This is a genomic window from Pectobacterium sp. A5351 (genome assembly GCF_028335745.1).
Lineage (GTDB): Bacteria > Pseudomonadota > Gammaproteobacteria > Enterobacterales > Enterobacteriaceae > Pectobacterium.
Map to the genome: position 1 here is coordinate 4,202,487 of NZ_CP116477.1, position 24,471 is coordinate 4,226,957.

24 protein-coding genes and 2 pseudogenes are annotated in these 24,471 nt (G+C 50.5%); 19 read left to right on the plus strand and 7 right to left on the minus strand.

Annotated elements, in window-relative coordinates:
- Positions 1-17 precede the first annotated feature (17 nt).
- The 12 genes and pseudogenes from O1Q74_RS19365 to dinD all read left to right on the plus strand — a co-directional run bounded on the left by O1Q74_RS19365 (position 18) and on the right by dinD (position 13,286).
- The gene (locus O1Q74_RS19365; protein ID WP_271875110.1) at positions 18-1,559 is read left to right on the plus strand and encodes a glutathione ABC transporter substrate-binding protein; all 1,542 of its coding nucleotides are present in this window, start codon (positions 18-20) and stop codon (positions 1,557-1,559) included.
- A gap of 147 nt (positions 1,560-1,706) precedes the next feature.
- Entirely contained in the window at positions 1,707-2,729 is a 1,023-nt protein-coding gene (locus O1Q74_RS19370; RefSeq protein ID WP_271875111.1) for an IS110 family transposase, read from the plus strand.
- A 278-nt stretch (positions 2,730-3,007) separates the two neighbouring features.
- A complete protein-coding gene (locus O1Q74_RS19375; protein ID WP_014913740.1) occupies positions 3,008-3,928 on the plus strand; it encodes an ABC transporter permease in 921 nt (306 codons plus the stop codon).
- 8 nt (positions 3,929-3,936) lie between these two features.
- Positions 3,937-4,836, plus strand: coding sequence for an ABC transporter permease subunit (locus O1Q74_RS19380; protein ID WP_039347894.1), 900 nt, complete (start codon positions 3,937-3,939; stop codon positions 4,834-4,836).
- A gap of 8 nt (positions 4,837-4,844) precedes the next feature.
- Positions 4,845-5,921 (plus strand): DmpA family aminopeptidase, encoded by a 1,077-nt coding sequence (locus O1Q74_RS19385; protein ID WP_442953109.1) that lies wholly within the window; start codon positions 4,845-4,847, stop codon positions 5,919-5,921.
- A gap of 26 nt (positions 5,922-5,947) precedes the next feature.
- Entirely contained in the window at positions 5,948-6,769 is an 822-nt protein-coding gene (locus O1Q74_RS19390; RefSeq protein WP_271878998.1) for a M55 family metallopeptidase, read from the plus strand.
- Between the two features lie 60 nt (positions 6,770-6,829).
- On the plus strand, positions 6,830-7,777 hold the full coding sequence (locus tag O1Q74_RS19395) for an isoaspartyl peptidase/L-asparaginase family protein (RefSeq protein ID WP_271875112.1): 948 nt from the start codon (positions 6,830-6,832) through the stop codon (positions 7,775-7,777).
- 329 nt (positions 7,778-8,106) lie between these two features.
- Positions 8,107-9,015: a LysR family transcriptional regulator gene (locus O1Q74_RS19400; protein ID WP_271875113.1), complete on the plus strand. Its 909-nt coding sequence runs from the start codon at positions 8,107-8,109 to the stop codon at positions 9,013-9,015.
- 98 nt (positions 9,016-9,113) lie between these two features.
- Positions 9,114-9,977, plus strand: a complete 864-nt coding sequence (locus tag O1Q74_RS19405) for a YicC/YloC family endoribonuclease (protein ID WP_039278589.1) — start codon at positions 9,114-9,116, stop codon at positions 9,975-9,977.
- A gap of 186 nt (positions 9,978-10,163) precedes the next feature.
- Positions 10,164-11,423 (plus strand): tyrosine-type recombinase/integrase, encoded by a 1,260-nt coding sequence (locus tag O1Q74_RS19410; RefSeq protein WP_271875114.1) that lies wholly within the window; start codon positions 10,164-10,166, stop codon positions 11,421-11,423.
- A 254-nt stretch (positions 11,424-11,677) separates the two neighbouring features.
- A pseudogene (locus tag O1Q74_RS19415) lies at positions 11,678-11,887 on the plus strand (IS630 family transposase); the annotation flags it as partial.
- Positions 11,888-12,461: 574 nt separating this feature from the next.
- A complete protein-coding gene (gene dinD / locus O1Q74_RS19420; RefSeq protein ID WP_271875115.1) occupies positions 12,462-13,286 on the plus strand; it encodes a DNA damage-inducible protein D in 825 nt (274 codons plus the stop codon).
- Between the two features lie 215 nt (positions 13,287-13,501).
- Here the strand turns inward: dinD and O1Q74_RS19425 are convergent, their stop codons facing one another.
- A complete protein-coding gene (locus O1Q74_RS19425; RefSeq protein WP_271875116.1) occupies positions 13,502-14,389 on the minus strand; it encodes a nucleotidyl transferase AbiEii/AbiGii toxin family protein in 888 nt (295 codons plus the stop codon).
- Between the two features lie 26 nt (positions 14,390-14,415).
- Positions 14,416-14,940 carry a type IV toxin-antitoxin system AbiEi family antitoxin gene (gene abiEi, locus O1Q74_RS19430; RefSeq protein WP_271875117.1) on the minus strand — a complete coding sequence of 175 codons (525 nt, stop codon included), beginning with the start codon at positions 14,938-14,940 and terminating at the stop codon, positions 14,416-14,418.
- Positions 14,941-15,547: 607 nt separating this feature from the next.
- On the opposite strand from abiEi, the gene O1Q74_RS19435 reads away from it, so the two are divergent.
- A protein-coding gene (locus tag O1Q74_RS19435; protein ID WP_271873361.1) for an IS3 family transposase occupies positions 15,548-16,911 on the plus strand; the annotation gives its coding sequence in 2 pieces (ribosomal slippage) (positions 15,548-16,025 and positions 16,025-16,911; 1,365 coding nt in all).
- Positions 16,912-17,462: 551 nt separating this feature from the next.
- Positions 17,463-17,690 carry a hypothetical protein gene (locus O1Q74_RS19440; protein WP_271875118.1) on the plus strand — a complete coding sequence of 76 codons (228 nt, stop codon included), beginning with the start codon at positions 17,463-17,465 and terminating at the stop codon, positions 17,688-17,690.
- A gap of 221 nt (positions 17,691-17,911) precedes the next feature.
- Here O1Q74_RS19440 and O1Q74_RS19445 read toward each other — a convergent pair whose 3' ends face one another.
- On the minus strand, positions 17,912-18,457 hold the full coding sequence (locus O1Q74_RS19445) for a hypothetical protein (protein WP_271875119.1): 546 nt from the start codon (positions 18,455-18,457) through the stop codon (positions 17,912-17,914).
- Between the two features lie 310 nt (positions 18,458-18,767).
- Between O1Q74_RS19445 and O1Q74_RS19450 the strand changes: the two genes are divergently transcribed.
- Positions 18,768-19,154 (plus strand): hypothetical protein, encoded by a 387-nt coding sequence (locus O1Q74_RS19450; protein ID WP_271875120.1) that lies wholly within the window; start codon positions 18,768-18,770, stop codon positions 19,152-19,154.
- 37 nt (positions 19,155-19,191) lie between these two features.
- Complete coding sequence (locus tag O1Q74_RS19455) at positions 19,192-19,278, plus strand: DUF596 domain-containing protein (protein ID WP_271879000.1); 87 nt, start codon at positions 19,192-19,194, stop codon at positions 19,276-19,278.
- Between the two features lie 10 nt (positions 19,279-19,288).
- On the opposite strand, the gene O1Q74_RS19460 is transcribed toward O1Q74_RS19455, so the two are convergent.
- The 3 genes from O1Q74_RS19460 to O1Q74_RS19470 all read right to left on the minus strand — a co-directional run bounded on the left by O1Q74_RS19460 (position 19,289) and on the right by O1Q74_RS19470 (position 21,481).
- Entirely contained in the window at positions 19,289-20,494 is a 1,206-nt protein-coding gene (locus O1Q74_RS19460; protein WP_271875121.1) for an AI-2E family transporter, read from the minus strand.
- Between the two features lie 93 nt (positions 20,495-20,587).
- On the minus strand, positions 20,588-21,088 hold the full coding sequence (locus O1Q74_RS19465) for a GrpB family protein (RefSeq protein ID WP_271875122.1): 501 nt from the start codon (positions 21,086-21,088) through the stop codon (positions 20,588-20,590).
- Between the two features lie 165 nt (positions 21,089-21,253).
- A complete protein-coding gene (locus O1Q74_RS19470) occupies positions 21,254-21,481 on the minus strand; it encodes a hypothetical protein (RefSeq protein WP_271875123.1) in 228 nt (75 codons plus the stop codon).
- 229 nt (positions 21,482-21,710) lie between these two features.
- Between O1Q74_RS19470 and O1Q74_RS19475 the strand changes: the two genes are divergently transcribed.
- The 3 genes and pseudogenes from O1Q74_RS19475 to O1Q74_RS19485 all read left to right on the plus strand — a co-directional run bounded on the left by O1Q74_RS19475 (position 21,711) and on the right by O1Q74_RS19485 (position 23,586).
- Positions 21,711-22,052: a GlpM family protein gene (locus O1Q74_RS19475; RefSeq protein ID WP_271875124.1), complete on the plus strand. Its 342-nt coding sequence runs from the start codon at positions 21,711-21,713 to the stop codon at positions 22,050-22,052.
- 244 nt (positions 22,053-22,296) lie between these two features.
- Positions 22,297-22,457: pseudogene (locus O1Q74_RS20425) on the plus strand (acyl-CoA thioesterase); the annotation flags it as partial.
- Positions 22,458-22,848: 391 nt separating this feature from the next.
- A complete protein-coding gene (locus O1Q74_RS19485; protein ID WP_271875126.1) occupies positions 22,849-23,586 on the plus strand; it encodes a LuxR family transcriptional regulator in 738 nt (245 codons plus the stop codon).
- Here O1Q74_RS19485 and O1Q74_RS19490 read toward each other — a convergent pair.
- Positions 23,564-24,217 carry an acyl-homoserine-lactone synthase gene (locus O1Q74_RS19490; RefSeq protein ID WP_271875127.1) on the minus strand — a complete coding sequence of 218 codons (654 nt, stop codon included), beginning with the start codon at positions 24,215-24,217 and terminating at the stop codon, positions 23,564-23,566. The two genes, O1Q74_RS19485 and O1Q74_RS19490, sit on opposite strands and share 23 nt — an antisense overlap.
- Positions 24,218-24,471: the final 254 nt, after the last annotated feature.

A 24,471-nucleotide genomic window follows, 5' to 3' on the forward strand; every position in this document is an offset into this window, starting at 1 on the left:
TGACCAGGAGAGAAACCATGAAGCCATTCGTTCGTCGCTCTGCCGTTGCCCTCGGGCTCTCACTGTGTCTGGCGGCTGTTGCCCAGGCGCAAGACCTTCGTATTTCCATCTATGCCGATATCACCGGGCTCGACCCGCACGACACCTCGGACACGCTGAGCTACTCCATTCAGAGCGGCATCTTCGAGCGTCTGTTCCAGTTCGATAATAAAATGAAGCTGGTGCCACGTCTGGCGACGGGCTATACCAGCAACGACACGGCGACTGAATTCGTCGTTACCCTGCGCGAAGGCATCACCTTCCAGGACGGCGCGCCGTTCAACGCCGATGCCGTTAAAGCCAACCTTGATCGTCTTGCCGATCAGAGCAAAGGCCTGAAGCGCAACAGCCTGTTTAACATGGTGCAGAGCGTCACCGTGCTGTCGCCAACGCAGGTCAAAATCGAGCTGAACAAATCTTTCGGTGCCTTTGTGAACACCCTGGCGCACCCATCCGCCGTCATGCATAGCCCGGAAGCACTCAAGAAATACCCAGATGAAGCACAACTGCGCGTGCACCCGGTCGGTACGGGGCCGTTCAAATTCACCGAATGGCAGCAGGGTAAAGACGTGAAGCTGGTGAAATTCGACAACTACTGGCAGAAAGGCTGGCCGAAAGTCGACAGCGTGACCTTCTACCCGACGCCGGAAGATTCCACCCGCGTGGCATCCCTGAAATCCGGCCAGGTCGATGCCGTGTATCCGCTGCCTTCCGACCTGATTGCGACCGTACAAAGCGACAGCAAGCTGGCGATTCAGCGCGACGCGAGTATTTATCAATTCTGGCTGGCGATGAACAACCTGCGCCCGCCGCTTAACGATATCCGCGTGCGTCAGGCGCTCAACTACGCCATCAACCGCGACATCTGGTTAAAAGTCGGCTTCGCTGGCATGGGTGTTCCTGCTACCTCTGCAATGGCGCCGGACGTCCAGTTCTTCGCACGCCAAAGCTTACCGAACTACACCTACAACCCAGAAAAAGCCAAAGCGCTGCTGAAAGAAGCGGGCTACGCCAACGGCCTGAGCCTGAAACTGTGGACAACGAACCGCACCGACTACATCCGTAGCGCACAGTTCTTCAAACAGCAGCTAGAGCAGGTTGGCGTCAAAGTTACCGTCACGCCGATGGATTCAGGGATGCGCAACGCCAAACTGTTTGGCGTAAAAGATCCGAAAGATGCCGAATTTGACCTGTTCTACAACGGCTGGTCTCCGTCTACCGGTGATGCCGACTGGGCGCTGCGTCCGCTGTTCGCCACCGAGTCCTGGGTTCCCGTTGCGTATAACGTCTCTTACTACAGCAACCCGGTAGCAGATAAAGCGATCACCGCCGGTCTGGCTACCGCCGACGCCGACAAACGTGCCGCCGCTTATGCCGACGCACAGCGTCAGATTTGGCAGGATGCGCCAGTGGTCTTCCTGGGTACACCGGACAACATCGTCGGTAAAACCAAGAACCTCGATGGCGTGTACATGCTGGCAGATGGCTCGCTGATCTTCGATCAGGCTGAATTTAAGTAATCGGTCAGGGAGAATGAGATGAACGCATCCCAACTATTTGACGAGTAGCACAGAGGCTGAAAGGCGGGGTGTGGAGCCTCGCAGATTTCCGGCATCATCGTACCTATAACGGGATACTCATCGTTCCCCTGACTGGAGACTCCACACATGAATAACTATACCCCTGTTGGCGTTGATATCGCAAAACACCTGATTCAGGTTCACTGCATCGACAAACATAGCGGCGAAGTGGTGGATAAACAGCTGAGACGTCAGGATGTTCTGACCTTCTTCAGCAACCGTGAGCCCTGCCTGATTGGTATGGAAGCCTGTGGTGGCTCTCAGCACTGGGCCCGGGAGTTGAAAAAACTCGGTCATCAGGTTCGCCTGCTTCAGGCGAAATTCGTCAAAGCGTTCCTTATGGGCAACAAGAACGACGTCATGGACTCCCGCGCCATATGGATGGCGGTCCAGCAACCGGGACGGGGGATAGCCGTAAAGAGCGAAGAGCAGCAGGCCGTTCTGGCACTGCATCGCATGCGCCGCCAGTGGGTGAAGTTCCGCACCGCGCAGACCAATGCCCTGCATGGCTTACTGCTCGAATTTGGTGAAACAGTACGCAAAGGACGTACCGCGCTGGACAAAGCTCTGCCCGTGGCGCTGGAGAGGCTGAAAAACCGCCTGCCGCTGTTCCTCATCGCCCAGATTGAAGAGCAGCACCGTCGGTTGAGTGAGCTGGATGCTCAGATTAACGGCATGGAGCAACAACTGATGGCGCTGGCGAAACAGAACGAGACCTGCCGACGGCTGATGGCTATACCCGGCGTAGGGCCACTGATAGCCACGGCGGCGGTGGCTACGATGGGCGAGGCTCATGCGTTCCGGTCGGGACGGGAGTTCGCGGCCTATGTCGGACTCGTCCCGAAACAGACCGGCACTGGCGGCAAGGTTCGCCTGCTGGGGATAAGCAAACGCGGTGACACCTACCTGCGTACGCTGTTTATCCACGGGGCACGGGCGGCATCGTTGCTAAGTAAGGAGCCTGGGCCGTGGATAACAGAGCTGAAGAAACGCAGACCGACCAGCGTGGCGGTGGTGGCGATGGCCAACAAACTGGCGCGCACGGTGTGGGCGGTGGCGGCGCACGAACGGGAGTACCGGAAAGATTACGTCAGCATCAGGCCGTATTAACAGTGGATGCTGAAAACCATTAACCCTTAACAAAAGGATGAATGCGGAAAGGTTGCGAGGGCAGCCAGCGTGATGACGACGACAGGTAAGACCGGGACTTGCTAAACCTGAATGGCGTGTCGGGCATAAAGCCCGCCAGGAGAATAAGGAGCAAGTCGGCGAATCTCATCGAGGCCCGCGGCACAGGCTGCAACAAGGCCGGATATAGAGCTGCGACCTATCCGTCAACGTCAACACAACGGAAGCCTTGCAAACGGGATGCGTTCATATAGAACGCCATGTTTGCTTATATCGTCCGACGTTTGCTGGAAATGATCCCGGTTCTACTGGTGGTCTCCCTGTTAGTGTTCGGTTTTATCAAGCTGTTGCCGGGTGACCCGGCACGTATTTACGCAGGCGCTGACGCAACGATTGAGGCGGTGGAAGCCGCCCGTCAGCAGCTAGGGTTGAACGACCCGCTGCCGCAGCAGTATGTCCATTGGCTCGGCGGCCTGTTCAGCGGCGATCTGGGTGTGACGTACCGCACCCAGCAGCCGGTGATTGACGTTATCAGCAAAAGTTTTATGCCCACCATGTGGCTGGCGCTGGCAGGCTTCGTCTGGTCGGTGCTGCTCGGCTTGTTGATCGGCGTGGTGTCCGCGCTCAAGCGGGGAAAATGGCAAGACTGGACGCTGATGAGCTTCGCCGTCGGTGGCATTTCCATGCCGCCGTTCTGGCTCGGCCTGCTGCTCATTCAATTTGTGGCCATGCCGTTCGGCGTCTTTTCTGTCAGCGGCTTTAATCAGCCCAGCGACATCATTCTGCCCGCGCTGACGCTCGGGGCATCGGTCGCCGCGGTTATGGCGCGCTTTACCCGCTCCGCGTTTCTGGAAGTCGCGCAGGAAGACTACGTACGTACCGCTCGCTCCAAGGGGCTGCGCAATCGGCTGGTCACCTGGAAGCATGTGATGCGTAACGCGCTGATTCCGGTTATCACCATGCTCGGGCTGCAATTCGGCTTCCTGCTCGGTGGATCCATCGTGGTTGAAAGCGTGTTTAGCTGGCCGGGTCTGGGCTGGCTGCTCATTGAATCCATCAAGACACAGGATCAGCCGGTCATTCAGGCGCTGGTGATGCTGTTCGTGTTTGAATTTATTGTCATTAACCTGTTGGTGGACCTGCTGTACGCGGTGGTCAATCCGGCGATTCGCCTACGTTAGGAGACACGATGAACCTTCCTTCCGAACCCGTCGTGGCCGCAGCCACGCTTGATGAAGAGACGATACGTTCGCCGTGGCGCGATTTCGTTCAGGTCTTTATCCGTAACCCGATGGCGCTGGTGTCCAGCGGCTTTGTCCTGCTACTGGTACTGGTTGCGATTTTCGCCCCCTGGCTGGCACCGTGGAACCCGATGGAGCCTGACTGGATGGCGCTGGCTTCACCGCCTTCAGCAGCGCACTGGATGGGTACTGACGATCTCGGACGCGATGTGATGAGCCGCATCATCTACGGCGCACGCATCTCGTTATACATCGGTATCTTTTCCGTCACGCTCGGTATGCTGGTCGGCATCGTGCTCGGCCTGCTGGCAGGCTACTACGGCCGCTGGGTGGATACGCTGATCATGCGCGGTTCCGACGTGCTGTTCGCCTTCCCCGGCATGTTGCTGGCTATTGCGGTCGTCGCCATCCTCGGCCCTGGCTTGAATAACGTGATTATCGCCGTCGCGGTCTTCAGCGTACCGGTCTTCGCCCGCATCGTGCGTGCCTCTACGCTGTCGCTGAAGCAGGCGGCCTATGTGGAAGCGGTACGCTGCGCCGGCGCGCCGGATCGCATCGTGCTGATGCGCCATATCCTGCCCGGCACGCTGCCTAACGTGATCGTCTATTTCACCATGCGTATTGGCACCAGCATCCTGACGGCGGCAGGGCTGAGCTTCATCGGCCTTGGCCCAGAACCGGACGTACCGGAATGGGGCAATATTCTGGCGATGAGCCGCAGCCTGATGATGGCAGGCGCCTGGCACGTCAGCGTGTTCCCCGGTCTGGCGATTTTCTTTACCGTGCTGGCGTTTAACCTGCTCGGGGATGCGCTGCGTGATACGCTCGATCCCAAACTGAAAAGCTGAGGAAGGCGATGCACGGCGATCATCAGATAAACGACTATCACCAGCAGCAGCGGGCGCTGTTGCTACAGCGCTGGAAAACGACGCGGCAGTTGGGTACGCCGCGCTCGGCTAGCGGACCACAAAACAGTATCAGTGATGTGGCAGGCGTGCGCGTCGGCCACTGCACGCTGGCGGCAGGCGAAGTGCAAACCGGTGTCACCGCGATTGTGCCGCCCGGTGACAACCTGTTCACCCAGCCCCTGCCCTGCGGCGCGGCGGTGCTGAACGGTTTCGCCAAACCCGTCGGACTGGTACAGATTGAGGAACTGGGACAACTGCAAACACCCATCCTGCTCAGTAACACGCTGGCGACCGGCACGCTGTTTACTACGCTGGTGCGCGATGCCATTGCCCGCAACCCTGAACTAGGTCGCACGCTGCCGACGGTGAACCCGCTGGCGCTGGAGTGCAACGACGGCTGGCTAAACGACATTCAGGCGCTGGCGGTAACAGAACACATGGCGCGACAAGCGCTGGACAATGTGGCAGAGAGTTTCGCACGCGGCAGCGTCGGTGCTGGGCGCGGTATGAGCTGCTTTAGCCTGAAAGGCGGCATAGGCACCGCATCACGTCTGATTCCTGAATTGGACGCCACGCTCGGCGTACTGGTGCTGGCAAACTTCGGCACGCTTTCCTCGCTAACGCTGGACGGCGTGCAAATGGGGAACGCCCTCGCCCCCATCCTGCCGGGGCTCGCTCCACAGCAGGACGCGGGATCGATCATCATTATCATGGCGACGGACGCCCCGCTCGATGCCCGTCAGCTCAAGCGCATCGCCAAACGTGCTGGCGCAGGATTAGGACGGCTCGGCAGCTACTGGGGACACGGTTCCGGCGATATCGCCGTCGCCTTCTCCACCAGCCCACAGCCACAGCCGCCGGAGGATGCACAGCTTGAACCACTGTTAAGCGCCGCCGCCGACGCCACCGAACACGCGGTGCTCGACGCCATGCTTCAGGCAGACGCCGTGACCGGTTTTCGCGGCCATCACCGCCCAACGCTGCCACAGGCGTTGGATCGGTTGACCGCCACTCTTTATCCATAAGTAAATTCTCCCGTAGGAAACTGATGATGAAAGTGTTTATCTCTGCTGATATTGAAGGTATCGCTGGCGTGATGCGCCCGGAGCAGTGCAGCCCCGGCACCGCGGAATACCAACTGGCACGCGGCCTGATGGAGCAGGAAGTGAATGCCGCCATCGACGGCGCATTCGCAGGTGGCGCAACAGAAGTAGTGGTCGCTGACAGCCACGCGGCGATGGTCAATCTGCGTGCGGAAAACATCGACGCCCGCGCCCGGCTGGTACAAGGCAAACCGCGCGGCTATTCGATGGTAGAAGGATTAGAGCAGCAGCAATTCGATGGCCTGATGTTCATTGGCTACCACAGCGCGGCGGGTGAGTTTGGTGTGTTATCGCATACCATCAACGGTCGTGCTTTCTACCGCGTGCGCATCAACGGTGAAATCATGGGCGAGAGCGACATCTACGCCGCCGCAGGCGTGGAACAAAAAACGCCACTCTGGCTGGTCAGCGGCGACGACACGCTCCAGAGTTGGATCGCCCGCTACTACCCCGATACCGACTACGCTTGCGTCAAGCGCGCCATCTCACAGCACGCAGCGGAATCCCTCAGCACCGAACAGGCGCGTCAGGTGATTCGTGACGCGGCAAAAGCGGCGGTGGAAAAAGCACACCGTACGCTGAATTCGCGGATTCAGGCTCCTTACCGTCTCGAACTGATGGTGGCAAAACCGGTACTGGCCGATCTATTCTGTCTGCTGCCAAGCGTTGAACGTTTGGATGCCATAACCGTAGGTTATACGGCGCAGAGCATGCGGGAAATCACCAGCCTGCTGGGCGCCTTTTCCTATCTGGCGACGACGCAAAACTGATTCCAGTCTCTCCGCCCCTGATTTCGGGGGCGTAAACCGCTTGAAAAGAGAATTTATCGCATGACGAAACCCGTGATTGTGATCCACGGTGGCGCAGGTGCGCTGACCCGCTCGGCCATGAGCGCTGAAAAAGAGCAACGCTATCTGGCGGCGCTATCCGAGATTGTCGCCAGTGGACAACGCATTTTGGCCGAAAACGGCAGCGCGCTGGATGCCGTGACGGAAGCCGTCCGTCTGCTGGAAGAGTGCCCTTTGTTCAATGCCGGACACGGCTCGGTCTTCACCCACGCGGAAACCCACGAACTGGACGCCAGCATCATGGACGGACGTTCGCTGGATGCTGGTGCGGTCAGTTGTGTCAGCCATATCCGTAACCCGATTCTGGCGGCTCGTACCGTACTCGAAGCCAGCCCGCATGTGATGTTTACCGCCGACGGCGCGGAAGCCTTTGCACAGCTGCACAGTCTGGAAAGGGTTGAACCTGCGTTTTTCTCCACCGAGGAACGCCGTCAGCAACTGCATAACGCACAGGCAGGTTCAGGCCGCGTTATCCTCGATCATGACGGTCAAAACGACCCTATCGATCCCGACCGTAAATTCGGTACCGTCGGTGCAGTCGCACTCGACAGCGCGGGGAATCTCGCGGCGGCAACCTCAACGGGCGGTATGACCAACAAACAGGCTGGACGCGTCGGCGACAGCCCCATTATCGGTGCGGGCTGCTACGCCAATAACCAGACGGTGGCCGTTTCTTGCACCGGCACAGGCGAAGTCTTTATGCGTGCCGTCGCCGCCTATGATGTCTCGGCGCTGATGGAATACGCCGGACTCACGCTACAACAGGCCAGCGATCGCGTGGTGATGGAGAAACTCGTGCAAATGGACGGCAGCGGCGGGATGATTGCCGTGGACAAAGCCGGCAACATCGCTCTGCCGTTCAACAGCGAAGGCATGTACCGCGGCTATGGCTACGTGGGCGAAGCCCCCGTCGCCGATATCTATCGTTAACGTCCCAGCACATCGAAACAGAACCAAAACGCCCGATATCGGTGCATTGCACCATTATCGGGCATCAAAATAGTGCATAAAGTGTTCTCATCGCTTATCTATCGGCCATTCATCGCGGCCTTATACTCTAAATAATTCGAGTTTCAGGAAGGCGGCAAGAGAGGGAGTCCCGATGAGCTTACTCAGGTAAGTAATTCGGGTGACTGAACGCAGCCAACGCACATGCAACTCGAAGTATGACGGGTATATAACCTGGCGTAATAATTGCAGAACTTTTGGTTATTACTCATACGATGCTCATCAGAAAGCATCAGCCGGAGCCTGCAACCATGCGATTACGCCATATTGAAATCTTCCAGGCCATTGTTCAGGCAGGCACTATCAGCGGTGCTGCTCGTTTGCTCAACGTCTCTCAGCCCAACGTCAGCCGGGTATTAAATCACGCGGAACAGCAACTGGGCTTCTCTCTGTTTGAGCGTCGCACTCAGGGAATGGTCGCCACCGAAGAAGGACTACGCCTCATCCCGAAAGTGCAGGAACTTTTCAGCCACCTGCAAAGCATCAGTTCCCTCACCGAACAAATCAAAACCAGCAAGGCCCATTCCGTACGGCTGGGTGCGGCGCATGCGTTCGGGCAGATGATCGTGGCACCGACGCTGGTGGAGTTTCATAAGCAGGCGGCCTCGGTTAACGTCGAACTCGTCACCGAACACTTCAGCACGCTGTGCCAGAACATTCTGCAAAACCAGCTCGATTTCGCGCTGATCTTTGGTCAGCAGGTGCCGTCCGAACTGCTGGCAGAACCGCTATTCCAGTCCACGATGGTGGCTCTTCTGCCGAAAGACAGCCCGATAAACGGCCCCGTCTCGCTGGAATGGTTGTGCAACAACAACCTGCTAATGATGCAGCATCAGGATCCGCTCGGTCAGGTGGTACATCGTGCGTTGCGCGACAAGGCGCTACAGCCCGCCGCTTCGCTCTACATCAAAACCTACTCGGTGATTGCCGATATGGTGCTGGCAGGCGGCGGGGCGGGTATCGTCGATCTCTTTACCGCCTGTCGCTATGCCAATCAGCTCAAGATTGTCCCTATCGACCAGCCGCTGCCTTTTGAAGTCACGCTGATCAGCCGGCGTGATAACCCGCAATCACAGGCAACACTGCAACTGAAGCAGATGATGAAAAACCGCTGTCGTGAGATAGCCCGACAGAACGAGGCCTTGCTTAACGCCGCCTGATTCATGACAGGCGCTACACGGCAGACGGTTTTTTCTATCCCCTGCGGCGGACTCAACGCTATAATCTTTCTCATCATTTGCTTTACAGGTATGCACCAATGATTCGCAGCATGACCGCTTACGCCCGCCGAGAAATCAAGGGCAACTGGGGAAGCGCAGCCTGGGAACTGCGTTCCGTTAACCAGCGCTATCTGGAAACCTATCTTCGTTTACCGGAACAATTCCGCAGCCTCGAACCCGTCGCTCGTGAGCGCATCCGCGCCCGTTTGACCCGTGGCAAAATCGAATGCAACCTGCGTTTTGAACTCGACCCGAGCGCGCAAAGTGCGTTGATTCTGAACGAAAAGTTGGCGAAACAGCTGGTTAACGCCGCCAACTGGGTCAAAATGCAGAGCGACGAAGGGGAAATCAACCCGGTTGATATTCTGCGCTGGCCCGGCGTGATGTCGGCGGAAGAGCAGGATCTGGATGCCATCAGCGCCGAACTGCTGACCGCGCTGGAAGGCGCGCTGGATGACTTCATCGCCGCCCGTGAAAGCGAAGGCAACGCGCTGAAAGCGCTGATCGAACAGCGCCTGGCTGGCGTCAGCGCCGAAGTCGTCAAAGTCCGCGCCCAGATGCCAAACATTCTGCTATGGCAGCGCGAGCGCCTGCAAAGCAAACTGGAAGATGCGCAGGTACAGCTGGAAAATAACCGTCTGGAACAGGAACTGGTACTGATGGCACAGCGCGTCGACGTCGCCGAAGAACTCGACCGCCTCGACGCTCACGTCAAGGAAACCTACAAAATCCTGAAAAAAGAAGAAGCCGTCGGCCGCCGCCTCGACTTCATGATGCAGGAATTCAACCGCGAGTCGAACACGCTGGCCTCGAAATCCATCAACGCCGACGTCACCGCGTCAGCCATTGAGTTGAAAGTGCTGATCGAGCAAATGCGGGAACAGATTCAGAATATCGAATAACGATTCACGAAAAATCATCCGCTATCAAAAAACCAAGAAGCCTGCGATATTGCAGGCTTTTTTGTTATCATGAGCTATCATGAAGAAGCAACAAAGCGCATGATTACCGTGTACACCTGGGTGCCCCCCTAGACAGAAGGTGTGCATAGTTAGGTGTACACCGCTATTTGAGACTCAGGCGATACGATGGCAAAGCTCACAGATATGCAGATACGGGCATGGATAAAAGCTGGAGAACGGTTTGAGGGGCGCTCGGACGGCAACGGGCTTTATCTTTCCTATCGAGAAAACTATCAAACGCCTGTTTGGCGCTTCCGGTACAAGTTCGCTGGCAAGTCCCGTGCCATGCTGATTGGCTCGTATTCAGAGTTATCACTGTCAAAAGCCAGAGAAACCGCTAAAGAGCTATCCGCCCGCGTTGCGCTGGGTTATGACGTTGCCGGAGAAAAACAAGAGCGAAAAACCGAAGCATTAGCAAAGATCGACGCAGAGAAACACGCGCTGAAAGTATCAGCACTGGCCGCTGAATACTTTGAACGTCAGATTCTGCCCCGCTGGAAACATCCCGACATTTTACGCCGCCGTATCGACAAGGACATAAACCCTTGCATTGGTCACATGAAGGTCGAGGACGTTAAACCGCGCCATATTGATGACATGCTAAAAGGCATCGTCGATCGCGGAGCGCCAACCATAGCAACGGACGTTCTGCGCTGGACACGTCGCATATTCGACTATGGGATTAAACGGCACGCTTTAGAAATAAACCCGTGTTCAGCCTTTGAAGTATCAGACGCAGGCGGCAAAGAGATAGCTCGTGAGCGATGGCTCACCCGCGATGAACTTATCCAACTGTTTCAGGCAATGCGGAAAGCAAAGGGATTCAGCCGCCAGAATGAGCTTACCTTTAAATTATTGCTAACACTGTGTGTACGCAAAATGGAACTGTGCGCAGCACGTTGGGAAGAATTCGATTTAGATGGCGCTATCTGGCATTTACCAGAAGAACGCAGTAAAAATGGTGATCCAATAGATATCCCCCTTCCTCCACCAGCGCTTGAATGGTTGAGAGAACTTCATTCATTTTCATGCAATAGCGCATGGGTTCTTCCAGCCAGAAAGATGCAAAACCGCATGATTCCGCATATTCAGGAAAGCACACTACCCGTCGCGCTGGTGAAAGTACGGGCGGCAATGCCTGAAGTGCCTAATTTCACTATTCACGATTTCCGGCGCACGGCCCGTACTCATCTGGCCGCGCTAGGTGTCGATCCCGTGGTAGCTGAACGTTGCCTGAATCACCGGATAAAAGGCGTTGAGGGGATTTATAACCGTTACCAGTATTTCGACGAACGCAAGGCGGCATTAACTCTGTGGGCTAACCTGCTGGTGGCTCTGGAACATGGCGAAGATTACAACGTGACGCCTATCAGAAAGGCAAATTAGCCGAACAGATTGAGCCTAACTCGACGGGGTGAAAAGCGGGAAGCCTTACTGCCTGGCTCAATCAACGACAAGGCATAACGCAAAAGGTAGCGTAGTGAAAAAGTTATTTAGATTAAAAGAATGGCTTACCCCAGAAGAAACCGCCCGTAGATTAAATAGCTTCGCCAAATAGTAGATCACTTGAAGGGAACTCAGTCCGAGTTGTGCGATCAGATCAATCGACAAACATCACAAATCACCAACCGGACTGAGCAATGCCGATCATAGCAGCAATCCCTGATGAAGAACGACGACTAATGCGTAAAGAAGCCCAACAAACACGCGATAAAAACCATTCCAGACGACTCATCGCCAGACTGCTCTGTGCCGCTCGCTCATCCGTTGGACGATGGGTAAACTGGTTTACTCTACATGGTGTTGAAGGACTAAAAAGCCTCAAGTCAGGGCGAACTCCACGCTGGCCAGAGCGGATAAAACCAGTCCCTAAAAAGCATCGCGCACGGGTTTTCATGCTGTGTTCCGGCGCTGGTGGCTTTACTGAGAATGATATTCTCCGCTATTGCCGCCTTTCTTCTGGCCGGAACTACGCCACCGAATTAGAGCGCCTGCTTGATATTCGGTTATACGAACCGGCTACAGAGCCGGTTTTTTGTACCCGATCAAACGGAAATGACAGCAGCGGATCATGATGTTGGTTCAATCAGGGGTTAGTGTTGGCTCAAAACGTCCCTGTGTTGGTTCAGTTTTTGATAAAATAGTTATTTAAAACAATCATCTTTACAAATTGAACCAACTGAACCAACTGAACTAACATACTTTTGCTTATATATGCGTTTTTAGTGACGCTAGTTATCAACCAAAGCAGCGGCACAAACCGATTATCTCTTTTTTTGTGGCTGTCATTCTCTGGCTGGTGTGGTTCCTTATTGTGGGATAGGTCTATCATACAATAATCGGAATGTGGGATATTGAAGCAAACATTTCGCAGATCCAGTGACTAAAACAAAACCCACCAGCGCAAGATACATGGAGTGAGCGATGAACGAGCACCACCAGCCTTTTGAAGAAATCAAGCAAGTTGATGACGAAGGAGCAGAATATTGGTCAGCGCGAGAGCTAGCAAAGCTGCTGGATTACTCAGAGTATCGTCATTTCACTCCTGTTTTAGAACGCGCAAAAGAAGCCTGCCTCAACAGCGGGCACAATGTTGATGACCATTTCGAGGATGTCCTCGGTATGGTCAAAATTGGTTCAGGTGCGCAAAGAGAATTAAAGGATATAAGGCTTTCCCGATACGCTTGCTACTTAGTTGTGCAAAACGGCGACCCCACAAAGCCCGTCATAGCAGCAGGGCAAACATACTTTGCAATACAGACAAGACGGCAGGAGCTAGCTGATGATGAGACATTCAAGCAGCTCCGCGAAGATGAAAAACGACTTTTTCTCAGGAACGAACTGAAAGAGCACAATAAACAATTGGTCGAGGCAGCACAGCAAGCGGGTGTTGAAACTACTCTGGATTTTGCAATATTTCAAAATCATGGGTATCAAGGGCTGTACGGCGGATTAGACCAAAAGGCCATACATCAACGGAAAGGACTCAAGAAAAGCCAAAAGATACTCGACCACATGGGTTCCACTGAATTAGCAGCCAACCTATTCCGAGCAACCCAGGCTGAAGAGAAACTCCGCAGGGATAATGTTAAATCGAAGCAAAAAGCCAATGAAACTCACTTTGAAGTGGGAAGGAAAGTAAGACAAACAATCAAGGAACTGGGCGGGACTATGCCAGAGAATCTACCTGCGCCAGAAAAAAGCATCAAACAGCTAGAGTCTGCCGCAAAAAGACTGGATAAAAAATAGCCAAAATATAGAGCACTCCATTTTACCGTGTACACATGGGTGTACACATAGAAAAAACGCATTATCGCAAACCCGCTTACAGCAAGGCTTTAACCCATCTACTCAATAAACAGATTCAACGCGATCTCGCGTTGTCTCATTAAGTCTCGCAAGGATAAAAAGGCCATTGTAAATCATGGCCTTTTTTGTTTTATGATGGAGGAAAAAACATGGGGCTAACCCATATCAAATGGATTTTTTGGTGTTCCGTCATTCAGTAACTCAGACGCGGTGGCATGTACTTCCCCCTGAACATAAGCCCAATATTCAGGATTATCGAGGGTTCTCTCTTTAATTTGCTTAGGAATAAAGCGGCTCATTTCCATATTGAAGTCGTCACGGACTTCATCTTCCGACATCAGCTTGGCTAACTGAATAGACAGCGCCTGTCGAAAGTCTTCTGTTTGCTCCTGTCTGGCGGTGAGCTTCTTTTCAACCAGTGTCTTGGATAAATCAATACCGCGCTGCTTAACCCAAACAATATCCCAGATATCACGAGGTTTAATACGTCTTGCCCGATACGCTAACGCGATCAACTTATCGGCTAATGTTTCTTGTAACGACTGTACCGGAACCAAAATCCCTTCAGTCGGAACAACGATGTCGTAATGATTGATTAGCGGGCGCTTTTCAATATCAAATGACGGAATAGCACAGACGTCAATATGCATTTTTTGCCGTGGCAAATCAGGACGATTAGCTTCTTTTACGATACTCATTTTCCAAGAAACGGTATCCCCTTGCTGCTCGCCAGAAGGTTTGTTTACCCAAACTTCGGTTTCATACTTATTCTGAATATAGGTTTGGATTTCGGACTCCAGTCCCTCAAACGCTGAGGGCTGGAAATCATGACCACCATTGAAATCAAGATCTTCTGATAGCCTGCTGCTATTGTAACACATGCGTAATGAGGTACCGCCAATAAACGTTAACCGCTGCATGACGCCCTGTTTGATCAGCACATCCATAATGTCATGATGCAAAATCTCTTTTTCTATGACGGGTGTCACTGCGGCATAGTCAGGGTTTGACTGGACGATTTGGCGAATTTGTTGCTTCAGCATACGTTTCTCCTACACACTCCCCATACTTAGCTCTCCAACATATGTAGATTGCGGTGACAGTGCTTTAGATCTGCAATCGCTTGTTCCTTGTATGCGCGATACATTTTGATGTCAGGGTCATAGTACAAATTAGGTGCAATTTGCTCGACTGACTTTTTAGTATGGGTAAGCTCGATCACGCCATAAGGCGTATCAAAACAACCACTTCGACCTTTAGTCACCACCGTGACTCTACCCATCACAACTTGTGAAATATCACCGGTATGACTGAGCTGACTTTCTAAGCTGATGTAGTTCAATACACCACTGCGCAACTTTTTGATGGTTTTATAAATGGCAGTCTCAGGCTCAGGTGGTGTAATAACACTTTCATAGAAGCCTTTCACCACTCGTCTTAGCAGCCCCTTCTTTACGCAATCTGCCAGGAACTTTCTAAAGGCTGAGTCACAAGGCACACCCTGCATAAAAGCCAGCTCTGTTACACTGTGAATGCCACCGCCAGCGTTCACTGCTTTAGCCAACGCGTTTAATAGCTCATCAGATTTAGCCATAGGTCTACACTACATCACCAAGTAAGTAATGTAGTGTAGACCTAATGCAAGACCTGCGCAAAAAAAAGGTCTACAGATTGTTACGAAATAAGTAACTTAGTGTAGACCCATTAAACCTGGGTAACCTTCGCTCTCGACTCTTGTATATCGCCAGCCAGGGATACCAATATGTCCATATTGAGCATTTTTATAGAATTTGGACACGGTGATATTCATTTCAAATGGGCGAGGTATTCTGTTGGCTAATGGCTATTGCAAAGAGGCCTCAAAAAGATGGCCCGACTTTGCTCAGTAAAGCCTTTCAAAACTACTATTTTTTCCCCCTAACAGCAGCGTAAAAACGGTACTGTTTTTCCATTGCTCGCCACTAATATTTGGTAAAAGCCAAGGTAAGTGGTGGACTGTTTGGTGGACTGTTTGGTGGACAAACAGGCATTTTTGAACGGTTTATTTTGTGTAATATATTGATATTACTGTTATTTACACCATCATTCAAGCAGTGAATTCAATCGAATAAATTCCACCCGCACCTATTAAATTCAATAATGCCCTTTTTTGGACTGCACCCCAAAAGTTGGACACCCAACTGAGTAAGGTGCAGTTTTTTATGGCAAAGCCAAAATATTCCCTCGAAACCAGATTAGCTGTAGTTAATCACTACCTCGCCGGAAAAGATGGAACACATCGTACAGCTGAACGCTTTGGTGTTGAGAGAACATCAGTGCGACGCTGGGTAAGAGCCTGGCAACTCCATGGTATTGATGGCATTACCTGGAAAAATGACCGCCATTCTCCGGCGTTCCGGATGACTGTTGTCCAGACTGTTCTCAATGAAGAACTTTCGATGCGTGAAGCTGCCGCACGGTTTAATATCTCAACTGAAACCGTTGTCCGGCACTGGGTGAATGTATACAAAGACGCAGGTGAGAAAGGACTTCTGAGCATAAAACCAGGCCGGAGCAAGGACATGACAAAACCCAAAAAAACACCTCCACTTACCGATGCTGCACTGGAAAAGTTATCTCCCGAAGAACTGCGGGCTGAACTTCGTTACCTGCGCGCAGAGAATGCCTATCTAAAAAAGCTGAAGGCCTTAGTTCAAAGCGAGAAAAGCGGCAGAAAGCCGGAATAATCAGTGAGCTAAGGCTGGAGTATGCGCTCGGTGATCTTCTGCGTGCAGCGGGTATGTCCCGTAGTACGTGGTATCACAATATGAATGCGCTGAAGCGAGTGGACAGGCATGCCGGGCTGAAAGATAAAATCAGAGAGATTTACCACTATCACAAAGGGCGTTATGGCTACCGCAGGATCACACTCTCACTGAGAAAACAGGGGTTGTTGGTAAACCATAAAACTGTGCAGAGACTGATGGCGGAGCTGTCACTCCGCTCTCTGATAAGGGTGAAGAAATATCGTGCCTGGAAAGGGGAAATGGGCAAGGCTGCGCCCAATATCCTGAGCCGGAACTTCAGTGCATCGAAAGCCAACGAAAAATGGGTCACGGATGTTACAGAGTTCTCGGTGCAGGGTAAAAAGCTGTACCTGTCGCCGGTTCTCGATCTGTTTAACCGGGAGATTATCTCCTACAGCCTGTCGGAAAGGCCGGTGATGGAGATGGTTAATACGATGCTGCACGATGCGTTCTCAGCGCTCGGACCGGAGGATACACCGCTGCTGCACACGGATCAGGGCTGGCAATACCGAATGGCAGGCTATCAGGCAAAGTTAAAGGCACAGGGTATGACGCAAAGCATGTCACGCAAGGGAAACTGCCTGGATAACGCGGTGATGGAGAACTTCTTCGGCACACTGAAATCGGAGTGTTTTTACCTGAACAGGTTCAGCGATCTGAATGAACTGAGGAAGGCGATAGAGGACTATATCCATTACTATAACAACGAGCGGATCAGCCTGAAATTAAAAGGCCTGAGTCCGGTAGAATACCGAACCCGGGCCCTGATAGCCGCTTAACATGAACTGTCCAACTTTATGGGGTCAGTCCATTTTTAAGGGCATTTAAATATTTCACAATAGTATTAATTACAAAAAATGTTATTACATAGATATTTAAAATCCCTCTCATTTATTAAATGAATAAATTCATGCTCATAAGAATAAATGGAAAATTTTTATTTTTAACTTTTTGAGCGACAGCTTTTACACCAACTTTGGGTTGTTGCTCCCGCAGGTACAGTTCTATAACCAAAAAGAGACTGCAACTCGACGGCAGTGTGGGCTGTGGTAGACTTACATTTAGGACAAGTGTGTGGAAGTTTGACTGCATTAGACATATAGCAACCCTCTTATTTAAATAAACATTCCCATTCTAAAAATATTTTACATAATATACCATAATTATATATTTACCACCCAAAATAATTATTTAATACATGCTAAAAAATATTGGTAATTATTAAATTATTATCATTCTAACTTCTTTAAAATAACTACGAAACTCGTAGTATCTGAACCCGTAAAAAGCATCGACAATTCGCGACACTGACTTTCAAGGAGGATCGCCAATGACCACGACAAATGCAGCCGTTACCGAGAGTTCCATTACCATTTTCCGAGATCTGATTGCTTCACTACCCGTTGATCATCTTAGACCCGTGGCGAAGATCGTTCCCCTTACCGTTACGGAGAAAACGCCACGCATTGGTTTCATGAAGGGCCAAGTTTCAGCCCCAGATAATTTTAATGATTTGAATAAAGAAGAAATTATCGACATGTTCAATGGAAAATTATGATGGTTATCAACAATGTCGATGAACCCAAACCGCCATTGAGCACCATCTTGAGAAATCCACATCAGTGAAAACAGGGAACAACAACCGACATACGTTATCTCGTCCTCTCCGTCATCCTTCCTGCGTTAACCGGCCGTCAGGCGGTTACCACTTTCCGGGAAACAGCTCACCTAAACATAGTGAAGGCGGCCAGACAGATCGCGTCTGGCCGAGTAGCAGCATTAAAACTTATGCACTCTGGAATCAAATCCACCGCAGTTTTTCAACATCAAATCTTTGACCGGTCGGCGGTCGTAGTAGCCTTTCTCTGTTTGGAACACTTCGTAGACTTCAATGCGTCGGGGCGAATAAGGTCCATCAAACTTGCCAGTGACATAATAGTAATTCCCCACTACGGGTTTAAACGTTACGGTGCTAAATCCGCCATTCACTGCAATCATTCTGACTGTAATATTATGTTGCGCACTGACCCAGAATTCACGAATCATCGTTGGCGTTTCGGGAATAGCCGGGAAGCCGAGTTCTTTATTATTGAGTTTAGTTTGTAACCCAAACGCATTATTGGTGTAGCCATTTTCTGGCGCATCAATATTAATACATCGGTCGGTCGTCGGATAAACGCGAATATAATCGAGGTTACGATTATCGAACGTGATACCCACGCGGTCAGCACCCTGATAATCCTCCAGTTTATGACTATAGGTTGCGACCGAGCATCCGCTGATTAATGCCGCGCTTATCCCCATGAGAATAATTTTCCCAAACATAACCATCCCTTACCTTTATAAAATCAGAACTTCCTGATTATGTTATGCCGTTTTTTATTCGAAAATTTATGCTCTATTACCTCACCTTAAACACTATTAATATACCCTAAATAATTCGAGTTGCGTGAAGGCGGCAACTGCGCGAATCCCCAGGAGCTTACACCAGTAAGTGACTGGGGTGAGTAAGGACAAATTGGCTTAGCCGATTTGAACGCCGCTTGCGGCGGCCCTCTAGGGCGAGGCTCAGAAATGAGCCGAGTATTGCCAACGCACAAGCAGCTTGAAGTATGACGGGTATAAACGAGGCAACATGGCAATTTCGCTCTATTACACCGTTCGACGCAAAAAATCCCTGAGCCAGACAGAGATATCTGCCGTGAAGGAGATCGTCCAACGCCATTCCGTTAATGACCAAATTGAGAACTATCTGACAACCGGAGAAGGCCTGAATTGGGAATCCTTTGATTTCGCTCTCAACGTGAAAACCGGTAACGTGTTCAGAAAAGGAATCGTACTCTCCGGTTCGACCAAACTTCCCGATAACGACGAAGAAGCCACCTGGGTTGGCGTTCAGCATTGGTGCCAGTGTTTATCCGAAATACGTGCCGCTCTGACGCACTGCGAATGGCACGTCGCGGTCGACGACCATGTGATTCCGTGGAGCCATGAAATAAATGCCTACGATCCCACACGCTAAAGTCAGTGCCTCTAACGTCACGGGCTGAAGAGGGGCGATAAAAGAATGTGGTCGGTGGTTCTTAGTCAAGGTCCCCGCAGGCGTCGTGTGGATCACACCCGAGGGGCAAGAAATTTGGACTTAACGCAAGCGACTCACTCTACCTTCTTATTCACCGCGCCCTGGCTTTCCACCGTTCGCTCAGTTGCCGTCTTGCTGTCCTTCACTCCCGCATCAGCCTCTTCGGGAGTTACCAAACCCGCGTACAGTCGGCCTTCCTCGATAAAATCTTCATCGATACCTTCAATATTTTCCTGATTGTCACGCCCAGAGAGGATGTTCCAGCAGGCGATGAATAACGCCGCAATCAACGGGCCAATCACAAAACCGTTGATACCGTAGATTTCCATCCCGCCCAGCGTGGCGATCAGAATCAGGTAATCCGGCATTTTGGTGTCTTTACCCACCAGCAGCGGACGCAGAATGTTATCCACCAGCCCAATCACCAGCACGAAGAACGCAACAATAAAGATCGCCTGCCAGAGCATGTCCGTCGCGAACAGGAAGACGGCAGCAGGCACCCAAATAATCGCTGAACCCACGGCGGGAATCAGCGACAGGAACGCCATTAGCGAGCCCCACAGCAGGCTGCCTTCTATTCCTGCGATGGAGAATGCAATACCGCCCAGCGTCCCCTGTACAATCGCCACAACGGCAGTACCTTTCACGGTCGCCCGGGATACCGCGGCAAACTTCACCAGCAGGTGGTGTTTAACATAGGTGGACAGCGGCAGCGATTCCAGAATCAGGTTCACCAGATAGGAACCGTCTTTCAGGAGGAAGAAAAGCAGGTAGAGCATCACCCCGAAACCCACGAAGAAGGTGAATGTTCCTTTACCGATCAGCAGCACGCTTCCCGCCAGATATTGCCCGCCTTTCAGCGCAACCTGAGACAACTCTTGCTGTATTTTGGCGGCATTATCCAGATTGTGTTCCGCCAGGAAATGCCGCGCCCACTTCGGCAAATGCTGAAGCAACTCCGCCAGCACCACCGGGAACTGCGTATTGCTATCCTGCAACCGGGTATAAACCCCATTAATCTCAACCACCAGCGAGGAAACAATCACGCCCAATGGAATGAAGACGATCAGGAAGATGATCAGAACAGTCAGCAGCGAGGCAACGCCGTTACGGTCGTTCAATTTTTGCCGAATTTTACTTTTCAGCGGATGGAAGATAATAGCCAGCACCGCCGCCCACAGGATGGCGGAATAATACGGCACCAATATGTCAAAAAACGCCAGCGTAACGACAAATAAGATAAGGATGAAGAATCCTTTCGTAAGCCCTTTAATATTCACAACGATTTCCCCTTCATTCAATCTGCTCTCGAAATATAGAACGAAGTGGGGCGTTTGCAATATAGAAAAAAATGCCTGATTCTGAGGAAGTAGCTACGTGAGCGCCTCATGCATCACGATAAAGTCATTTTTTAGCTGGCTATACACGGCGGCATCGTTGTCACATGCCCGTGCAGCGGCACGTTTTATTGCCGCGTATTCCGCACATACAGAAGGATTCGCCCGTAGATAATCACGAAAAGCCAGATGTCGCTGAATAGACTCGTCACCCACCACAAAAGCGTGCAGATGGTGAGTGCGCACATCGCCGCCTTTGGTGTAGTAACGACGCCCCGCTATCCCACTTTCGCCGCGAGGGCGATAGCCCACATCGACCATGACATGATCGAGTCGGTCCAAATCGGACAACGAAACCACTTCCAGCAGCATATCAATCACCGGTTTGGCGGGTAACCCCGGCACGGCCGTGCTGCCAATATGGTGGATTTTCACCGCAACGCCACCGAGCACCTGCGCTATCGCACGTGCCGCCGTTGCGTAATTCGTCGCCCAGTGTGGATCGTAATCCACTACGGTAATTATTCGCCCGCCCATGCCTTTATCCCTCACACGTCTTATCGCGTAAAGGTTAACAACGTTCAGGGAAAGGTTCAAAAGCCGTCACACAAGTAGGATAAGGGAATACCACGCATAAAAGAGTTGTTAATAAAACACGTCTTTTTTGTGAGGTTTTGCCATACTGCGCGATCGGATCAACATTTACCTTTTCAGGATCGCCTGAATGGGTATCGCAGAAACAAACAGCAGCAGGGCAATAGATGCCGGCGGAATAACGACTCGCGCCAGCGCGTCATCTAACGTCGCCACATCGAATTCGGCCTGGCTGGCATGATTATCCGCATGGTGGCGATAGGTAATACCAGAACGGCTTTCTACATCACTGGCGGGTTTATTGAGCCGTACATCTAATTTACCACTACGTAGCAAGGGATAATATTTATATTAATCAATGCGTTATTAAAGAAATGACCTTGTATCCTCAATATCAATCCTTTCCTGATTCATTATCGTTTTACCCGCGTACGATAAGATTATCGTGCGCGGTACTTATTCATTCTGTTGCTAAGAATAACGAAATCACCACGAATTGAAATCTTAAGCTGTGGCACTATTCTCTGTTCATTCACGATGCTTAATTACGCCAGAGGTCATACTTATGTCATTGTTTATCAAATCTATTATCGGCGCACTAATCGTATTGATCATCAGCGTACTGGCGAAAAGCCGAAACTATTATATTGCCGGGCTGGTGCCACTGTTCCCTACATTCGCGCTGATCGCACATTATATCGTTGGCACTGAGCGCGGTCTGGAAGCGCTACGCGCCACCATCCTGTTTGGCATCTGGACCGTAATTCCTTATCTGGTCTATCTCATCTCACTTTATTACTTTACCGCATGGATGAAGTTGCCACAGGCATTGCTCGCGGCTGTCGTATGCTGGAGTATATCAGCGGCACTGCTGATCAAGATCTGGACGTGGTATCAGGGGAATTAGCTTCTGACTTCTTTATTAGGGTAACACAATGATAAAAACAACCTACCCCGGTACGGTTTCTCACCCCATTATTTCCGAGCAGGAAGCGAGTCGCTTTACGCTCCCGCACTATTTTACGCTGCATAAGAACGATGACCAAGATGAGGCTGATGTCTGGCAGCCCGCACCGACGGCGATAAGGTACAGCTTGAAAGGGTGCGCCTCATTGATCGTTTTTCGTCAATACCAGCAACGTCCACAACGAATTCGTGACAGTATGATTGACGCCAGCAGCTATGACAGAGAACAACCGTGGGGAGCAGCGGCAACCACTGCACGGCTTTTGCAGGTAATACGGACTCAGCCCGCAATCTAGACGACGTGCATTTCAATCGGCTGTGGGAATACAACAACGTTGTGAGGCTTGAAGTTCCGCGAAAAAGAACACAGCATAAAAGCGAGTGTCATTCGCGAAACTGTCACCCTGATGGAATTAATGAATCAGAACACTTGATGGGCCTGTGAAACAATACTGGCCGTAAAAAGAAATACCCTTCATTATGTTACTGAAAAATATCGTTTTAATTAGCATTCCCTGATGTTAGCCAATCATCACGCTTATCCTGAGCGGTGTTTATTTCTTTTGTTTTACGCCCTTAACATTATCGTAAGATTGTATGTTTTTTCACCCCCAAGAAAAGCTATACTAAGGTATAGTTTAGCATATCGGTATAGGTTCCTGTAGATATACCTATAGTGATGGGTATATACTTTTTTTCTATTACAGGATGTTGAATTTTCAGACTGAGGCTATCAGATGTCACAATTATTTCATAACAACGAAACTATAAGCAGAATAATAAAAAGTCAATTCGATATGGCACTAAGTTACTATGGTGACATCAAATATTCCTATATGGTATTAAATAAGAAAAAACCTACAGAAATCCTTATCATTTCAAATCACCACGACGAATGGAGAGAAATATACCGAGCCAATAACTATCAACACATTGATCCTGTGGTCATTGCTGCTCTTAATAAAATCACGCCTTTCCCTTGGGATGAGGACTTACTCGTCAGCACGCAGTTGAAGATGTCAAAGATATTCAACTTGTCCAAAGAGCATAACATCACTAACGGCTATACTTTTGTTCTTCATGACCATAGTAATAATCTGGTTATGCTATCTATCATGATTGATGAATCGAATGTGAGTAACATTGACGAGGTAATCGAGAATAATAAAGATAAGCTACAAATGACGTTGATGAATATTCATGCAGAAACCATCTCCCTTTACAGAGAGATGATTAGAAACAAAGAAGATGAAAGATCGAATGATAAAGATATTTTTTCTCAACGAGAAAATGAAATCCTTTATTGGGCCAGTATGGGGAAAACCTATCAGGAAATCGCACTGATATTAGGTATTAAAACAGGGACTGTCAAATTCCATATAGGCAATGTTGTAAAAAAACTCGGTGTATTAAATGCCAAACATGCAATCAGACTCGGCATCGAACTACAACTTATTCGACCGCTTCAGTCATAGGCACGAAGGACAATGGCCACTCCCGTAGCTTACTCTCAACAAACTCTTGATTGCGGTTTATACGGTGAATCAATACATCCTGACTCTCTTTGTCTACAGGCAAAAACAGTAGATAAACTCTTTCCTGTTTTTCTGATAGCCCTTGTTCAATCACTGAAATTTTCCAGCCAGAACGCCTTAATATAGTGAGCATAGGATGACTGACAATCGTATAAACACCATCATACCCTTTACATCTTGAGTAATTCACGGTTGCCAAAAAGAACATTGTGCTAACAGGATAAGTATTACCTAAAATCGTTTTTGACCGAGCTTTATCTACAAAAAATCGGCTTGACTCAATATAATTTCCTTCAGGAAGATCTACTTTTTCAAAATAGGGAAAAAATGTGCCAGTTATCATATTAGGATATTTTGTTTCGATTAACCGGGAGCTGCAAATTACCTGATTATCCTCTACACCGAAAAGATAGGTCGCATTATCATCATCATATTGATCGAACTCCATCCCATTAATACACTTCACCGCCCAGTTAAGCCTATCCTTGAAAGTTTCTTTTCTAAGCGTAAACAATTCCTCCGACTTTTTTTCCGATAATAGCGAGTAACTTACATCGAATATTTCTAACATTTTTCCTCCATTAAAAATTTGCATCTAGACATCACAAAAACAGATACACCGTCCAATAGCTTCTTTCGCCTTTTAAACATTCCAGGCTTATTGTCATTGTATTCTGTCCCTTTCTACGACGGTTGTACAGATGCAACCTGCATTGTCAGCAAGAGTTCATATACAAAAAAACACCGCGAGAAGACCAAACATAACCATATGATAAACAGATAAAAAAATCCGGAAACGCAAGACGATTCCGGATTTTTATCTTA

Excerpts from the sequence above, each read along its gene's own strand:
- O1Q74_RS19490 (WP_271875127.1), bottom strand. The coding sequence starts at position 24,217 with ATGTTAGAAATATTCGATGTAAGTTACTCGCTATTATCGGAAAAAAAG.
- O1Q74_RS19390 (WP_271878998.1), top strand. The coding sequence starts at position 5,948 with ATGAAAGTGTTTATCTCTGCTGATATTGAAGGTATCGCTGGCGTGATG.
- O1Q74_RS19405 (WP_039278589.1), top strand. The coding sequence starts at position 9,114 with ATGATTCGCAGCATGACCGCTTACGCCCGCCGAGAAATCAAGGGCAAC.
- O1Q74_RS19380 (WP_039347894.1), top strand. The coding sequence starts at position 3,937 with ATGAACCTTCCTTCCGAACCCGTCGTGGCCGCAGCCACGCTTGATGAA.
- abiEi (WP_271875117.1), bottom strand. The coding sequence starts at position 14,940 with ATGGCTAAATCTGATGAGCTATTAAACGCGTTGGCTAAAGCAGTGAAC.
- O1Q74_RS19395 (WP_271875112.1), top strand. The coding sequence starts at position 6,830 with ATGACGAAACCCGTGATTGTGATCCACGGTGGCGCAGGTGCGCTGACC.
- O1Q74_RS19475 (WP_271875124.1), top strand. The coding sequence starts at position 21,711 with ATGTCATTGTTTATCAAATCTATTATCGGCGCACTAATCGTATTGATC.
- O1Q74_RS19400 (WP_271875113.1), top strand. The coding sequence starts at position 8,107 with ATGCGATTACGCCATATTGAAATCTTCCAGGCCATTGTTCAGGCAGGC.
- dinD (WP_271875115.1), top strand. The coding sequence starts at position 12,462 with ATGAACGAGCACCACCAGCCTTTTGAAGAAATCAAGCAAGTTGATGAC.
- O1Q74_RS19365 (WP_271875110.1), top strand. The coding sequence starts at position 18 with ATGAAGCCATTCGTTCGTCGCTCTGCCGTTGCCCTCGGGCTCTCACTG.
- O1Q74_RS19440 (WP_271875118.1), top strand. The coding sequence starts at position 17,463 with ATGACCACGACAAATGCAGCCGTTACCGAGAGTTCCATTACCATTTTC.
- O1Q74_RS19450 (WP_271875120.1), top strand. The coding sequence starts at position 18,768 with ATGGCAATTTCGCTCTATTACACCGTTCGACGCAAAAAATCCCTGAGC.
- O1Q74_RS19375 (WP_014913740.1), top strand. The coding sequence starts at position 3,008 with ATGTTTGCTTATATCGTCCGACGTTTGCTGGAAATGATCCCGGTTCTA.
- O1Q74_RS19410 (WP_271875114.1), top strand. The coding sequence starts at position 10,164 with ATGGCAAAGCTCACAGATATGCAGATACGGGCATGGATAAAAGCTGGA.
- O1Q74_RS19370 (WP_271875111.1), top strand. The coding sequence starts at position 1,707 with ATGAATAACTATACCCCTGTTGGCGTTGATATCGCAAAACACCTGATT.
- O1Q74_RS19425 (WP_271875116.1), bottom strand. The coding sequence starts at position 14,389 with ATGCTGAAGCAACAAATTCGCCAAATCGTCCAGTCAAACCCTGACTAT.
- O1Q74_RS19445 (WP_271875119.1), bottom strand. The coding sequence starts at position 18,457 with ATGTTTGGGAAAATTATTCTCATGGGGATAAGCGCGGCATTAATCAGC.
- O1Q74_RS19465 (WP_271875122.1), bottom strand. The coding sequence starts at position 21,088 with ATGGGCGGGCGAATAATTACCGTAGTGGATTACGATCCACACTGGGCG.
- O1Q74_RS19385 (WP_442953109.1), top strand. The coding sequence starts at position 4,845 with ATGCACGGCGATCATCAGATAAACGACTATCACCAGCAGCAGCGGGCG.
- O1Q74_RS19485 (WP_271875126.1), top strand. The coding sequence starts at position 22,849 with ATGTCACAATTATTTCATAACAACGAAACTATAAGCAGAATAATAAAA.